Consider the following 14,835-nt stretch of genomic DNA (forward strand, 5'->3'; position numbering starts at 1 on the left):
CTTCTGCCTGACAGATTTAGAGGAACGACCGTGCATAACGTCGTCATCAGCGGCACTGGCCTGTACACCCCGGCCAACAGCATCTCCAACGAAGAGCTGGTGCAGTCTTTCAATGCCTATGTGCAACAGTTCAACGCAGACAACGCCGCCGCCATCGAGCGTGGCGAGGTGCAGGCGCTGACGGAGTCGAGCGCGGCATTCATCGAAAAGGCATCCGGCATCAAGAGCCGTTTTGTGATGGACAAGGACGGCATCCTCGATCCGCAGCGCATGGCGCCACGCCTGCCCGAGCGTAGCAACGACGAATGGTCGGTGCTCTGCCAGATGGCGGTCGGTGCCGCCGAACAAGCCCTGCAACGCGCCGGCAAGACCGCCGCCGACATTGATGGCGTGATCGTTGCCTGTTCCAACCTGCAACGTGCCTACCCGGCGATTGCCATTGAAGTCCAGGAAGCCTTGGGTATCCAGGGCTTCGGTTTTGACATGAACGTGGCGTGTTCTTCGGCCACCTTCGGCATCCAGAACGCGGCCAACAGCATCCAGTTGGGCCAGGCCCGGGCGATCCTGATGGTCAACCCGGAAGTCTGCACCGGCCACCTGAACTTCCGCGATCGCGACAGCCACTTCATCTTCGGTGACGCCGCCACTGCGGTGATCCTGGAACGCGCTGACCTGGCGACGTCCGAGCACCAGTTCGATGTGGTGAGTACAAAGCTGCTGACCAAGTTCTCCAACAACATCCGCAACAATTTCGGCTTCCTCAATCGCACGGCGGAAGAAGGTGTCGGTGCCCCCGACAAGCTGTTCGTGCAGGAAGGCCGCAAGGTGTTTCGCGATGTCTGCCCGATGGTGGCCGAATTGATCGGCGCGCACCTGGCGGAAAATCAGTTGAGTGTGACCGATGTGAAGCGCTTCTGGCTGCACCAGGCCAACCTGAGCATGAACCACCTGATCGTGAAAAAGCTGCTGGGGCGCGACGCGTCGGTGGAAGAAGCGCCAGTGATCCTCGATACTTACGCCAATACCAGCTCGGCCGGCTCGGTGATTGCGTTTCACACTTACCAGGATGACTTGCCCAAGGGCTCGGTTGCCGTACTCAGCTCCTTTGGCGCCGGGTATTCGATTGGCAGTGTGATCCTGCGCAAACGCTGATTGTGTGGGGGCTGGCTTGCGTGCGATGGCATCACTGTGGTGTGACTGATACACCGAGGTGTCTGCATCGCAGGCAAGCCAGCTCCCACAGGACCGGGTGTGCACTTTTAAATAGAGGTTTGAATGGCAGCAGCGGACGACGCGCACCTGCTTGAACGCCTGCTCAAGGGTGAGCAGCGGGCCTACAAGGAATTGGTCACCACTTACCAGAGCGCAATGCGGGCGGTGGCCTACGCCATCGTCGGTCAGCGCCACGCCGACGAAATCGTGCAAGACGCCTGGGTTTCGGTCGTACGCAACCTGGCCAGATTCGAAGGGCGATCGAGCCTCAAGACATGGTTATTGACCATTACCGCCAACGCCGCCAAGGGACGTTACAAGCAGAATCGTCGGGAAGTGCTGCTCGACGATTTGCCTTCGCCCCACGGCACCATTGGTGATGATCGCTTCAGCCCGGATGATGGCCATTGGGCCGTCGCCCCGTATGCCTGGCACCAGGACACCCCTGAAGCGCTGCTGACCGAAGATGAACTGCGCAAATGCCTGGAGCATACGATTCTGAGTTTGTCCGAACTGCAAAGCAGCGTGCTGGTGTTGCGTGAACGCCAGGGTCTGGAACTGGAGGAAATCTGTAATCTTCTGAGCCTTTCGCTCTCCAACGTTCGTGTGCTCCTGCATCGAGCACGGCTTAAAGTCTTTGCTACGGTGGAGCATTTTGAGGAGACGGGCGAATGTTGACCTGTAAAGAGCAAGTAGCGCGCTCCAGTGACTATCTGGATGCTCAATTGACCTTCCGTGAACGTCTGATGGTGCGTCATCACTTGATGTTCTGCCCGAACTGCCGACGATTTATCCGGCAGATGCGCCTGTTGCAGGCGACGCTCAAGCGTATGCCGCAGGAGCCGGTGGACGGTGCTGATGCGCTGGCTGAACAGATGGCAGCCGAGCGCCGTAAGGATATGTAAGAGCGAGCTCACCAAGCTCGCTCCTACAGTAACGGTTAGAACTTGGCTTCAGCATCCAGCTGCAGGGTGTTGGTGTTGGCATCCCGCTGGGTACGGCTGGCGTAGTCCGCCTTGGTCAGGAAGTAGGTGGCGCCCAGGGCGAAGTTCTTGTCGATGTCGTAGCTGACCTTCATCTTGTGGCCGCGCGAACCGGTGGTACCGTTGGCGAAGTCCGAATCGGTGAACGCGCCTACGACGGCATTACGCTGAACATCGCGGTAGTTGTAGTCCAGGTTGAAACCGAACACCTTGGACTTGGCACCCAGCAACCACGCGGTGTCCTGGTCGGTCACGGCATCGTTGTTTTTCACGTATTGGCCGTAGAACGACAGTGGCACTGCCAAGCCGCCGATGTCTGCCTGGGCAAAGCCTTCGTACAGGCGGAACTCGTTGTTGGCTGAGTTGCCGTTGACCGCCAACGCGCAAGGCGTGGTGGTGGTTGTGCAGCGGCTGTCCTCGTCATTTTTGTAGGCGTAGACGCTGCCGCCCAGGGTCATTTTCAGGTTGTCGGTGACCGAGAAACGCGTACCCAACTGGCCGGACGTCAGGCGCAGGTCGTGGCGGAACTGCACGCCGTCGCCGTCGACGTTGTCCTTGAGGTTGTAGTTACCCAGGCTGCCGAACAGTTCGGCGCTGCTGCCCAGTGGGTATTTGTAGGTGACGGCCAGGCCTTCAGGGTTGATATCGCTATCCCAGATCACGTCGCCCATGTTTACCCAAGGCTGAAGCATCTTGCCGCCGATCACGTGCAGGTTCTTGATCTGGTCCGGGTGGTAGTCGATGTAACCGAGGTCCAGCCAGATCGATTTTTTATCGAAGTAGCCGTCCTGATCCTGGTTGGTAGAACGCGCATCGTCACCACCGCCGGTGGCGATACGGATACCGGTGTCCACCTGCGGGTTGATTTCGGTGTAGGCACCCAGGCGGGCGCGGATACGTTGACGGTCTTTGTCACGCCCACCGTTGTTGGGTTCGCCATCGATCTTGATGGTTTCCTGGCGGAAGCGTACATCACCCTTGAATTGAGTCTTGGCGGCCCAGGCCAGCTTTTGGTCGAAGCTGCTCAGCTCGTTGGTTTTTTTCGCAGTGGCTGCGATCTGCTCGTTGGTCTCTTGCTGAGCTTGGCGTGCGATCTGCTGTTCTTTCTGGTCCTTGGCCAGTTCCGCTTGCAGTTCTGTGTACTGCGACGCGGTGATCTGGCCGTTGGCCTTGAGCATGTCGAGCAATTTAGCGTCGACTGCAGCGCTGGCCGGTACGCTCAGGGCCAGCAACAGGCCGCCACACAGGAGCGCCGCAGTTTTAGTGGAAGCAAGACGCATATCAATCTCCGAAAGTGAGGAGGGATGGCAAACCATCCAGGACACAACCGACCCATGACGGACGGAAAAAATGTCGCCCGGTAGATCCGGACGCTCTAAAAACTGGCGTCAGTATCGCGGCCGTTTATGACGGAGTAGTGGCTAAGTGATTTCATGTAGATGACAGCTTGTAACGGGAAGGAACTAACGCTTGGGCGTTCTGTCGGCGCGTTTTGCAGATGTACGCCAGGCTGCGATAAGCGATACTGCCCAGGCTTTCATGCCGCGAAACAATGAGGATGTCGATGCCACTGCAACGCCTGGACAGCCTGTCCGCAATCGCTGCTCACACTTGGGATGCCCTGGTGCCGCAGGCCCAGCCTTTTGTGCGGCATGGGTTTTTGAGCGCGCTGGAAGACAGCGCCAGCCTGGGCCCGCAAACAGGCTGGCAGCCGGAACATCTGCTGCACTGGGAAGGCCCGCGTTTGGTGGCGGCATTACCCAGTTACCGCAAGTGGCACTCCTATGGCGAGTACGTGTTCGACCATGGCTGGGCCGACGCCTGCGAGCGTGCCGGCATTGATTACTACCCGAAGCTGCTGACAGCCGTGCCGTTCAGTCCGGTCAGCGGGCCGCGTTTATTGGCCGCCAGTGCCGAAGACGGCTTTGAATTACTCAAAAGTTTGCCGGGTTATCTGGAAATCGAAGGGCTCTCCAGCGCCCATATCAATTTCACCGACGCTTTGGCCGACGACGCCTTGGCCCGGCAGCCCGACTGGATGCAACGCCTGGGCTGCCAGTTTCATTGGCAGAACCGTGGCTATCGCGACTTCCAGGACTTCCTTGATGCCTTGAGTTCACGCAAGCGCAAGCAGATGCGCAAAGAGCGTGAACAAGTGGCCGGGCAGGGCATCGAGTTCGAGTGGCTGCAAGGTCATCAATTGAGCGAGGCCCAATGGGATTTTGTTTATGCCTGCTATGCCAACACCTATGCGGTGCGCCGCCAAGCGCCCTATCTGACGCGGGCGTTTTTCAGCCTGTTGGCCGAACGTATGCCCGAGGCGATCCGCGTGGTGCTGGCCAAGCAAGGCCCGCGTCCGGTGGCCATGGCGTTCAGCTTGATCGGTGGCGACAGCTTCTACGGCCGCTACTGGGGCTGCCTGGGGGAGTTCGACCGGCTGCATTTCGAAACCTGTTTCTACCAGGGCATGGACTACGCCATCGCCCACGGCCTGCAACGCTTCGATGCGGGGGCCCAGGGCGAGCACAAATTGATTCGCGGGTTTGAGCCGGTGATCACGCGGTCCTGGCACTACCTGCGCCATCCGGGGCTCAAGAGTGCCGTGCACGACTTTCTTGAACGTGAACGGGTGGGGATTCTGGCGTATGCCGAAGAGGCGAGGGCGGCTTTGCCTTATCGGCAACCTGACAGCAAGTGAAACACCTTGTAGGAGCGAGCTTGCTCGCGAAGAACGCTTAGGCGAAGCGGGCTGCATCTGGAAGCCTGCGTCATCGTTGACGTTTTTCGCGAGCAAGCTCGCTCCTAGAGGGGTTTGGTCAGGCAGGCTTTTCTGCGCCCAACCATCGGTACGTAATGCCACCGATCACCGCGCCCAGGATCGGCGCAAGCCAGAACAGCCACAACTGTTCGAGCGCCCAGCCGCCGACAATCAACGCGGGCCCCGTGCTGCGGGCCGGGTTGACCGAGGTGTTGGTGACCGGGATCGAGATCAGGTGGATCAGCGTCAGCCCCAGGCCAATGGCGATGGGGGCAAAGCCCGCGGGGGCACGGCGGTCGGTAGCGCCCAGGATGATCAGCACGAACATCGCCGTCATCACCAGCTCACAGACCAATCCTGCTGCCATCGAGTAACCACCGGGTGAGTGTTCTCCATAGCCGTTGGAGGCCAGGCCACTCGCCAGTTCAAAGCCGGGTTTGCCGCTGGCAATAAAGTACAGCAGCGCAGCGGCGATGGTGGCACCGATCACCTGAGACACGATGTAGGCTGGCAACTCTCTGGCCGGAAATCTTCCGCCCACTACCAGCCCCACCGAAACGGCCGGGTTGAGGTGACAGCCGCTGATGTGCCCGATGGCAAACGCCATGGTCAGCACTGTGAGCCCGAAGGCCAGGGCCACGCCGAGCAGGCCGATTCCGACATTGGGGAACGCTGCGGCCAGCACCGCACTCCCGCAACCGCCCAACACCAGCCAAAACGTACCCAGCCCTTCCGTTACGGAACGTTTGAACAGTGACATGAACACTTCCTTAGATTGCTCTATCTGATTAACGGTCTGTGAAGCTTCCCTGCCGCCTAAATCAGGGCCCTCCTGGGGCCTGATTGCAGTACAGCAGGATTGTGTCGCAAGACCAGTTCGATAGAGAAAACTGTCAGAATTGTTCGGAATTGCCCGGGCACCTATCCAATGAAATCAGTCTATTCCGACGAATCCACCGGTCTGGTGCTGCCATAACCGCGAATAAAGCCCGCCCTGCGCCAGCAACTCGGCATGGCTGCCGCTTTCGGCAATCTGGCCTTTCTCCAGCACTACCAAGCGGTCCATTCGTGCGATGGTCGACAACCGGTGGGCGATCGCAATCACGGTCTTGCCCTGCATCAGAGTTTCCAGGCTCTCCTGGATTGCCGCTTCCACTTCCGAGTCCAATGCCGAGGTGGCTTCGTCCATGATCAGGATCGGTGCGTCCTTGAGCAGCACGCGGGCGATGGCGATACGTTGACGTTGACCGCCAGAGAGTTTCACCCCGCGCTCACCGACATGGGCGTCCAGCCCGGTGCGGCCCTCGGAATCCGACAACAGCGGGATGAACTCATCGGCGCGAGCCTTGTGCACCGCAGCCCAGAGTTCTTCCTCAGTTGCGTCGGGCTTGCCATACAGCAGGTTGTCACGGATCGAACGGTGCAGAAGCGATGTGTCCTGGGTGATCATGCCGATCTGTGCACGCAGGCTTTCCTGGGCCACTTCGGCGATGTTCTGGCCGTCGATCAGGATGCGGCCGCCTTGCAGGTCGTAGAGGCGCAGCAGCAGGTTGACCAGGGTCGACTTGCCCGCGCCGGACGGGCCGATCAAACCGATCTTTTCCCCGGCCTTGATGTTGAGGTTGAGGCCGCCAATGATCCCGCTCTTCTTGCCGTAGTGGAAATCCACCTGCTCAAAGTGCACTTGGGCATTGGGGACTTTCAGGCGCGGGGCGTTTTCACGGTCGGTCACGGCCAGTGGCTGGGCGATGGTTTTCAGGCCGTCCTGCACGATGCCGATATTTTCGAAGATGCCATTGACCACCCACATGATCCAACCGGACATGTTGACGATGCGGATAACCAAGCCAGTGGCCAAGGCAATCGCACCGACGGAAATCAGCGACTGCGTCCACAACCACAGGGCCAGGCCGGTGGTGGTCACAATCAGCAGGCCGTTCAAGATACAGATCACGGTGTCCATGCTGGTGAGCACACGGGCGGCCAGTTGGGTTTTTTCGGTCTGCTCGATGATCGCTTGCTTGGCGTATTCCTGTTCATTCTGCGTATGGGCGAACAGTTTCAAGGTGGTGATATTGGTATAGCCGTCGACAATTCGGCCCATCAATTTGGAGCGCGCCTCCGAGGAAATCACCGAGCGCTCCTTCACGCGCGGTACGAAGTAACGCAGGGCCAGGCTGTAGCAGATGATCCAGGTGATCAGCGGGATCATCAGCCGCCAATCGGCCTCGGCAAACAGCACCAGGGCACTGATGGCATAGATCGACACGTGCCAGATGGCTTCTGCCGTCGCCACTGCCGAATCACGCAAGGAGTTGCCGGTTTGCATGATCCGCTGGGCGATGCGCCCGGCGAAATCGTTCTGGAAAAAGTTCAGGCTCTGCTTGAGCACGTAGCTGTGGTTCTGCCAGCGAATCAGGCTGGTCATGCCTGGGTTGATGGTCTGGTGCACCAGCAAGTCATGCAGGCCGTTGAAAACCGGGCGCAGCAGCAGGGCGACCACGGCCATCCAGATCAGCTCGGCGCTGTGGATCTGGAAGAAATTCGCCGGTGGTGTGCCCTGGGCCAGGTCGATGATGCGGCTCAGATAGCTGAACAGCGCCACTTCGATAAGTGCACCGACCAGCCCCACCACCAGCAGTGCGGCGAAGCAGGGCCAGACCTGGCGCAGGTAATAGAGATAGAAGGGCAGGACTTTTTCGGGAGGGGCCGCGCTGGGAGCGTCGCGGAAAATATCGATCAGTTGTTCAAAGCGACGATAGAGCATTGGGTTTGACGCCCGCCGGGCGGGCTCTCCTTTCAAATGCGCGCGGTGCCGTGTGGGCACCACGCGAAGCTACCTGCAGACCTCAGTCGATGCGCTTGGCCGACTTGATCAACACAGGATCGATTGGCACGTTCTGCATGCCTTGTTTGGTGGTGGTCTGGGAGTTGACGATGATGTCGACCACATCCATGCCCTTGACCACTTTGGCGAACACGGCGTAACCGGCATCGCGGCCCGGGTCGAGGAAGGCATTGTCGGCTACGTTGATGAAGAACTGGCTGGTGGCCGAGTTCGGGTCATTGGTGCGGGCCATCGACAGCGTGCCGCGCACGTTATGCAGGCCATTGCTGGCTTCGTTCTTGATCGGTGCTTCAGTCGGTTTTTGCGACATCTGCTGGGTGAACCCGCCGCCCTGGACCATGAAGCCCGGGATCACGCGGTGGAAAATCGTGTTGGTGTAGAAACCCTTGTCGACATAGGCGAGGAAGTTCTTGGTGCTGATCGGCGCCTTGACCGGGTCCAGTTCGATTTCAATGTCGCCATTGGTGGTGGAGATCAATACGTGGGGCGCCTTGGCCGGTTCGGCCGCCATCAGGTTGGCAGCGAACAGAACAGAACCGGCAAAGAAGGCGATTTTTTTCAGCATGGGTCAGTGATCCTGGGTAGTGGTTTCGACTGTCTTTAGAAAATCGAGCAAGGTTGCGTTAAAGACTTCGGGTTGATCCAAGGGCGTGGCATGGCGGGAATCTTCGATCACCACCAGTCGCGCATCGGGCAGCAGTTTTACATAGATTTCTTTCTGCGCCACGGGGGTGTAGTCGTGGTCGGCGCTGATGACCAGGGTTGGACAGGTAATTCGCGAAAGTTGTTCCTGCACGCCCCAGCCCACAATCGCGTCGAAGCTGGCGAGATAAGCACGTTTGTCGTTGCTTGCCCAGCGTTCGGCCATCTTGCGGCGCAGGTCGGCCTGGGCAGGTTTGGGAAACAGTCGTTCGCCCAGGGCGTTGCCGATGGTGCGCAGGTTGAGTACGCGGGCCAGGGTCCAGCGTTTGGCCCACTGCCAATAGTCACCTGCGCTGCGCACCTTGACTTCGGGCGCGCTGTTGACGATGCACAGGCTTCTGACTCGCGCGGGGTCGTCCACCGCCAGTTGGAAGGCGATCATGCCGCCCATGGATAAACCCACAACGTGGGCGGGCGGCAGGTCCAGGTGCTCGATCAGGGCGAGCAGGTCGAACGTGAAGCCCTGGATGCTGTAGCGCTCGCGGGGCTTATCGGAGCGGCCATGCCCACGCACGTCGACCACGATCAGGCGATAGTGCCGAGCCAGTACCGGCACTTGCAGCTCCCAATCCTGGCTACTGGAGCCCAGGCCGTGGATCAGGATCAGCGGCGTGCCGTGGCCGTATTCCTCGTAGTGCAGGCTGCAGCCTTCGTGGTCGAACCAGGCCATGGATGAACTCCGTTTCAGGCTTGTCGGGGAGCGGCGAAAGGCGCGTCCAGGGGAGCGGTGTCAAACGTGCGCAGCAGCTCCACGAGAATCTGCGTCGCCGGCCCCAGGGGTTTGTCTTTGTTGGAGTAGAGATAGAACGTCGGGTGACGGCTGCCGCCTTGTTCCAGGGGCAGTTGCTTGAGTACACCTTCGGCCAGTTCGCGCTCGATCATGTGCCGTGGCAGCCAGGCAAAGCCCAGGCCGCTGCCCACGAAGGCGGCGGCGGTAGCCAGGCTGCCGACGGTCCAGCGCTGTTCGGCGCCCAGCCAACCCACGTCGCGCGGTTGCTGGCGGCCGGAGTCGCGGATGACCACCTGCATCTGGCTTTCCAGGTCCTGGAAACTCAGCTCGCGATTCATGCGGTGCAACGCATGTTCGGGGTGGGCCACGGCGATAAATTCCACATCGCTCATTTCGGTGCCCAGGTAACCGGGGATACTGAAACCGCAAATTGCCAGGTCGGCTACGCCTTCGATCAGCAGTTCTTCGACGCCGGACAACACCTCTTCACGCAAGCGCACGCGGCAGCCGCGACTTTGCGGCATAAACGCAGTCAGGGCGCGCACCAGGCGCGCATTGGGATAGGCCGCATCCACTACCAGGCGCACTTCGGCCTCCCATCCCTGTTCCATATGATGGGCAAGGTCCTCAAGTTGACTGGCGTTCTTCACCAACTGCCGGGAGCGACGCAGCAGCACTTCACCGGCCTCGGTCAGCACCGCCTTGCGCCCGTCGATGCGCAGCAGCGGCACGCCGAGTTGATCCTGCATACGAGCCACGGTGTAGCTCACCGAGGATTGCGAACGGTGCAGCGCTTCAGCCGCCTGGGCGAAGCCGCCATGGTCAACCACGGCCTGCAACGTGCGCCATTGATCGAGGGTAACGCGGGGCGCTTTCAACATGAGCTCCTCTTGTCCTAAGCTGGCAGTCCTTATTGGAGACTGCCGAATGAGAAAATTGTGTTGTGTGTTGCTGGCGCTGCTGCCGATGAGCGTATTTGCCTACCCTATCGACGTGACGAAAAAGATCGATGGCGTCAGCATTGATTACACCGCCTCCGACGTGGACGCAGACATCAGCTCGATTCAGCTGAACAACTACGGCACCCAGGATGCTGTGTGTTCGGTAATCTTCACCAACGGCCCGGAATCGCCGCGCCGTCGCACCGTGAGCGTGCCAGCAGGCAAAAGCACCAACACCACGGTCAAGTTCAACCGCTCCATCATCAAGATGCGCATTGCCTTGGACTGCAGCCCCAAATAAAGCGATAGCGGAGCCTTTCTACAGGAGTACTCCGCTTATAAACAAATTTATAGATGGGTTATAGCAGTTTTTTGCGCTTTTTTATCGAATGAGCCCTGGTTAATCTTTTCTCCATCGACTTACAACATTCACCGATGGAGCCTACATAGCCATGTCCAACGTTCTGATCATCGAAAGCAGTGCGCGCCAGCAGGATTCTATCTCTCGCCAGCTCACGCAACAGTTCATCAGCCAATGGCGGGCTGCCCACCCAGCCGATCAGATCACCGTGCGCGACGTGGCACTCAACCCGGTTCCACACCTGGACGCCAACCTCCTTGGCGGCTGGATGAAACCTGAAGATCAGCGTAACGACAGCGAGCAGGTATCCCTGGAGCGTTCCAACGCATTGACCGACGAATTGCTCGCCGCCGATGTGTTGGTAATGGCTGCACCGATGTACAACTTCGCCATCCCCAGCACCCTCAAAGCCTGGCTGGATCACGTCCTGCGCGCCGGCGTAACGTTCAAGTACACCGCCACCGGGCCGCAGGGCTTGCTGACCGGCAAACGTGCCATTGTGCTGACCGCCCGTGGCGGCATTCACACCGGGGCCACCTCGGACCACCAAGAACCCTACCTGCGCCAGGTGATGGCCTTTATCGGCATTCACGACGTGACCTTCATTCACGCCGAAGGGGTGAACCTGAGCAGCGACTTTCAGGAAAAAGGCATCAACCATGCCAAAGCCCTGCTCGCACAGGTGGCGTGATCCGTTAATCGCCAGATAATCGCGAGCTGTTTATATAACGCCACGCCAACCCTTCAAGTACGCGTATCGAACCTCCCTTTGCACTTGTTGCTCCTGAGTGCTCCTGCCCGACTGCCGCTTTAGCGAGGTCGGGTTTTTTTTGCCTTGAGTTTCTTCAAGGCTGGAAAAGCTTTAATGTCGCGCCCATTCGAAACGAGGCGCGCATGGGCTATTTACTGGTTGTCACCCTGATTCAGGCATTTTCCTTCAGCTTGATCGGCGAATACCTCGCCGGTCACGTCGACAGCTACTTCGCAGTGCTGGTGCGCGTGGTGCTGGCCGGGCTGATCTTTATCCCGCTGACGCGCTGGCGCTCGGTGGAGCCTGCGTTCATGCGCGGCATGTTGGTGATCGGTGCATTGCAGTTCGGCGTGACCTACGTATGCCTGTACTTGAGCTTTCGCGTGCTGACGGTGCCGGAAGTGCTGCTGTTCACCATCCTCACACCGCTGCATGTGACCCTGATCGAGGACGCGCTTAATCGGCGCTTCAATCCTTGGGCACTGGTCGCGGCCCTGGTGGCGGTGGGCGGTGCGGCGGTGATTCGTTTCGATCAGATCACCCCGCACTTCCTGATGGGATTCTTGCTGCTGCAATTGGCCAACTTCACCTACGCCGCCGGGCAAGTCATGTACAAGCATCTGGTGGCGCGTTATCCCAGTGACCAACCGCACTTCCGGCGTTTCGGTTATTTCTACCTGGGCGCCTTGCTGGTGGTGTTGCCGGCGTTCCTGCTGTTCGGCAAGGCTGACTTCTTACCGCAAGCGCCGCTGCAATGGGGCGTGCTGGTGTTCCTTGGTTTGGTCAGCACCGCGCTGGGCATGTACTGGTGGAACAAGGGCGCCTGTCTGGTCAATGGCGGTACCCTGGCGGTGATGAACAACCTGCATGTACCGGTGGGGCTGCTGTTGAACTTGCTGATCTGGAATCAGCATGAGCCGCTGGGCCGTCTGGCCCTGGGCGGCCTGGTGATTCTGGGCGCGGTGTGGATCAGTCGGCTCGGCGCGCGCCAGGCGGCGTCATCGTGATCACCACTTTGCCTTTGGCGCGGCCTTGTTCGACATAGCTCAGGGCTTGGGCTGTGGACTCGAAAGGGAAGGTGCGGTCGATCACCGGCTTGATAATGCCGGCTTCCACCAGCGCGGTCAGTTCATCCAATTGGGCGCCGTTGGCGCGCATGAAGAGGAAGTCATAACGCACGCCTTGTTTGCGCGCTTTGCGGCGTATACCGCTGCTCAACACACCCATGACCAGGCCCAATAGCCACGACAGCTGCTGCTCTCGAGCAAACGCCTGCGTCGGTGGCCCGGAGATGGAGATGAGTTGACCGCCCGGTTTGAGAATGTCGAGTGACTTTGCCAGTGCGTCCGGACCGAGACTGTTCAAGACGACGTCATAATCATTGAGCAGGGTTTCGAAGTTTTGCTGCTTGTAGTCGATCACTACATCGGCACCCAGTGCCTTGACCCACTCGACATTGGCGGTGCTGGTCGTCGTTGCGACAAATGCGCCCAAATGCTTGGCAAGCTGGATGGCGATACTGCCGACTCCGCCGGAACCGGCATGAATGAAGATCTTCTGGCCTTTTTTCAGCCTCGCTGTTTCAACCAGTACTTGCCATGCCGTCAATGCGACCAGAGGCAGGGAGGCGGCCTGCTCCATCGTGATGTTTGCAGGTTTGCGTGCCAGTGCGTCCTCGCGTACTGCAATCAGCTCGGCGAACGTGCCGATACGCTGCTGTGGAGGGCGGCCATACACTTCGTCACCCGGCTTGAAGCGTCGCACCGCGGCCCCGACGCTGAGTACCACGCCAGCCAGGTCATTGCCCAGTATCAACGGCAATGCATACGGCAGAATCAGTTTGAATTCGCCCTTGGCGATTTTTGCATCCAGAACGTTGACGCTGCTGGCATGTACTTGAACCAGCACGTCATGCTCACCCACCACTGGTGTTGGCGCTTCGGTGATGCGACCGGTCTGTTTGCCGTAACGTTCGATGGAAAATGCCTTCATGGTTCAACGCTCATCGCTTCGAGAGGAAGGGCAGGCGCATAGAGCGCGCCTGCAACCGGTTGATCAGGCTTGGGTCAGGTACCGCTCGGCAACGTCGGACTGCTTGATCTGCGACAGCAAGCCTTGTCGGGCTGCCTGCAAGGCATCCCAGCGTGCGCCGTCCTGCAAGGGCGGGATGGTCACGGGCTCACGACGGTCGAAACCGACCAGCGCCGCATCGACCAGGTCACCTACCTCCATCACATCTGTGAGAGTGTTGATGTCAATGCCCGCCCGGTCCCAGATCTCGGTACGCGTAGCGGCCGGTAGCACGGCTTGCACATAGACACCTTTGGCGCCCAACTCCAGGCTCATGCCCTGGGACAGGAACAGTACGAATGCCTTGGTCGCGCCATATACGGTCATGCCGAACTCCGGCGCCAGGCCCACCACCGAGCCAATGTTGATGATAGCGCCGTTGCCGGCTGCCGCCAGGCGTGGGGCAATGGCGCTGGCAAGCCGTACCAGCGCGGTGGTGTTGAGCGCGACCAACTGAGCGACACTGTCGGTGGACTGTTCGATGAAGCTGCCGGACTGTGCGGCGCCGGCGTTGTTGACCAGCGTGCCGATGCTGGAATCTTCGCGCAGACGTGCTTCGACCGCTGCCAGGTCAGCGATCTGGGTCAGGTCAGCGGGGAGGATATCAACAGTGATGGCGTGCTCTTCACGCAGACGTGCAGCGAGCGCTTCCAGGCGCTTGGTATCGCGGGCGACCAGAACCAGGTCGTGACCACGCTGGGCAAAACGTTCGGCGTAGGCGGCACCAATGCCCGTCGAGGCGCCAGTGATGAGAACGGTCTTGGAAGTGCTCATGGTGTGATGCTCAGTGAGTGCAGGGAGGTTTTATGATGTCGATCATAATCAAAGCTGTCAACGGTTTTGATTATGATCGACATCATAGTAAGATCCCTCTATCGCAGGGCAGCAGGAGCGCATAGAAATGAAGATCACCAAGACGCAATCACAGAACAATCGAGCGCATATCGTCGCGACGGCTTCCGCGCTGTTTCGTGAACGTGGTTTCGATGGGGTGGGTGTGGCCGAATTGATGGCTGCCGCTGGTTTTACCCAGGGCGGCTTCTACAAGCACTTCGGCTCCAAGGCGGATTTGATGGCAGAAGCGGCCGCCAATGGCCTGGCGCAGTCGCTCGCCAGCAGCGTGGAGATGGAGGCGGGGGAGTTTTTCGAGGTTTACCTGTCCCGGCAGCACCGCGATCATCGCGGCGGCGGGTGCACGTTGGCGGCGTTGTGTGCAGACGCTGCGCGTCAATCGGACACGCTTAAGGAGACTTTCGCCAACGGGCTGGAAAACACGCTGCAAGCCCTGGAGGCAAAGTACAACACGACGCAGGACGAGCCACAGCAAGACGTGCGCGCGAAAATGCTCAACAGGATGGCCCATGCCATTGGCGCAATCTTGTTATCGCGGGCGTGCCCGGATGATTCCGCTTTGGCTGATGAAGTGCTTGAGGTTTGCCGCCGGGAGATTACGGCATCACTGCCGTAATCCCGTTCGGA

Annotated in this window: 16 protein-coding genes; 8 read left to right on the top strand and 8 right to left on the bottom strand. The window is 59.5% G+C overall.

Annotated features, from left to right (window positions below; translation table 11 throughout):
* The first annotated feature begins 30 nt into the window (after positions 1-30).
* The 3 genes from J1G33_RS11410 (at position 31) to J1G33_RS11420 (ending at position 2,117) form a co-directional block, all read left to right on the top strand.
* Complete coding sequence (locus J1G33_RS11410; protein ID WP_005790250.1) at positions 31-1,152, top strand: beta-ketoacyl-ACP synthase III; 1,122 nt, start codon at positions 31-33, stop codon at positions 1,150-1,152.
* A gap of 123 nt (positions 1,153-1,275) precedes the next feature.
* Positions 1,276-1,890 (top strand): RNA polymerase sigma factor, encoded by a 615-nt coding sequence (locus J1G33_RS11415; protein ID WP_005790248.1) that lies wholly within the window; start codon positions 1,276-1,278, stop codon positions 1,888-1,890.
* Entirely contained in the window at positions 1,884-2,117 is a 234-nt protein-coding gene (locus J1G33_RS11420; protein WP_223018116.1) for a zf-HC2 domain-containing protein, read from the top strand. The genes J1G33_RS11415 and J1G33_RS11420 overlap by 7 nt, the downstream gene beginning before the upstream one ends.
* Before the next feature lie 35 nt (positions 2,118-2,152).
* Here J1G33_RS11420 and J1G33_RS11425 read toward each other — a convergent pair whose 3' ends face one another.
* A complete protein-coding gene (locus J1G33_RS11425) occupies positions 2,153-3,475 on the bottom strand; it encodes a putative porin (protein ID WP_005790244.1) in 1,323 nt (440 codons plus the stop codon).
* A gap of 284 nt (positions 3,476-3,759) precedes the next feature.
* Between J1G33_RS11425 and J1G33_RS11430 the strand changes: the two genes are divergently transcribed.
* Positions 3,760-4,893, top strand: a complete 1,134-nt coding sequence (locus J1G33_RS11430; protein ID WP_103733650.1) for a GNAT family N-acetyltransferase — start codon at positions 3,760-3,762, stop codon at positions 4,891-4,893.
* A gap of 118 nt (positions 4,894-5,011) precedes the next feature.
* Here the strand turns inward: J1G33_RS11430 and aqpZ are convergent, their stop codons facing one another.
* From aqpZ to J1G33_RS11455, 5 genes are all read right to left on the bottom strand, one after another.
* On the bottom strand, positions 5,012-5,713 hold the full coding sequence (aqpZ, locus tag J1G33_RS11435; protein ID WP_005790241.1) for an aquaporin Z: 702 nt from the start codon (positions 5,711-5,713) through the stop codon (positions 5,012-5,014).
* A 174-nt stretch (positions 5,714-5,887) separates the two neighbouring features.
* Positions 5,888-7,720 carry an ABC transporter ATP-binding protein gene (locus J1G33_RS11440; RefSeq protein WP_032879980.1) on the bottom strand — a complete coding sequence of 611 codons (1,833 nt, stop codon included), beginning with the start codon at positions 7,718-7,720 and terminating at the stop codon, positions 5,888-5,890.
* A gap of 82 nt (positions 7,721-7,802) precedes the next feature.
* Positions 7,803-8,366, bottom strand: a complete 564-nt coding sequence (locus tag J1G33_RS11445; protein ID WP_032879982.1) for a peptidylprolyl isomerase — start codon at positions 8,364-8,366, stop codon at positions 7,803-7,805.
* A 3-nt stretch (positions 8,367-8,369) separates the two neighbouring features.
* The gene (locus tag J1G33_RS11450; RefSeq protein WP_103733651.1) at positions 8,370-9,173 is read right to left on the bottom strand and encodes an alpha/beta hydrolase; all 804 of its coding nucleotides are present in this window, start codon (positions 9,171-9,173) and stop codon (positions 8,370-8,372) included.
* A 14-nt stretch (positions 9,174-9,187) separates the two neighbouring features.
* On the bottom strand, positions 9,188-10,111 hold the full coding sequence (locus tag J1G33_RS11455; protein ID WP_005790234.1) for a LysR family transcriptional regulator: 924 nt from the start codon (positions 10,109-10,111) through the stop codon (positions 9,188-9,190).
* Positions 10,112-10,160: 49 nt separating this feature from the next.
* On the opposite strand from J1G33_RS11455, the gene J1G33_RS11460 reads away from it, so the two are divergent.
* From J1G33_RS11460 to J1G33_RS11470, 3 genes are all read left to right on the top strand, one after another.
* Positions 10,161-10,475, top strand: coding sequence for a hypothetical protein (locus J1G33_RS11460; protein ID WP_032879985.1), 315 nt, complete (start codon positions 10,161-10,163; stop codon positions 10,473-10,475).
* 151 nt (positions 10,476-10,626) lie between these two features.
* Positions 10,627-11,226 carry an FMN-dependent NADH-azoreductase gene (locus J1G33_RS11465; protein ID WP_103733652.1) on the top strand — a complete coding sequence of 200 codons (600 nt, stop codon included), beginning with the start codon at positions 10,627-10,629 and terminating at the stop codon, positions 11,224-11,226.
* 203 nt (positions 11,227-11,429) lie between these two features.
* Complete coding sequence (locus tag J1G33_RS11470; protein ID WP_122732152.1) at positions 11,430-12,293, top strand: carboxylate/amino acid/amine transporter; 864 nt, start codon at positions 11,430-11,432, stop codon at positions 12,291-12,293.
* Here J1G33_RS11470 and J1G33_RS11475 read toward each other — a convergent pair.
* Positions 12,256-13,278, bottom strand: coding sequence for an NADP-dependent oxidoreductase (locus tag J1G33_RS11475; protein ID WP_223018117.1), 1,023 nt, complete (start codon positions 13,276-13,278; stop codon positions 12,256-12,258). The two genes, J1G33_RS11470 and J1G33_RS11475, sit on opposite strands and share 38 nt — an antisense overlap.
* Positions 13,279-13,341: 63 nt before the next feature.
* Positions 13,342-14,130: an SDR family oxidoreductase gene (locus J1G33_RS11480; protein ID WP_223018118.1), complete on the bottom strand. Its 789-nt coding sequence runs from the start codon at positions 14,128-14,130 to the stop codon at positions 13,342-13,344.
* A gap of 127 nt (positions 14,131-14,257) precedes the next feature.
* Between J1G33_RS11480 and J1G33_RS11485 the strand changes: the two genes are divergently transcribed.
* A complete protein-coding gene (locus J1G33_RS11485; protein WP_032879991.1) occupies positions 14,258-14,824 on the top strand; it encodes a TetR/AcrR family transcriptional regulator in 567 nt (188 codons plus the stop codon).
* Positions 14,825-14,835: the final 11 nt, after the last annotated feature.

The sequence above is a fragment of the Pseudomonas sp. P867 genome, from assembly GCF_019891455.1.
In the GTDB taxonomy this organism is placed as follows: domain Bacteria; phylum Pseudomonadota; class Gammaproteobacteria; order Pseudomonadales; family Pseudomonadaceae; genus Aquipseudomonas; species Aquipseudomonas synxantha_A.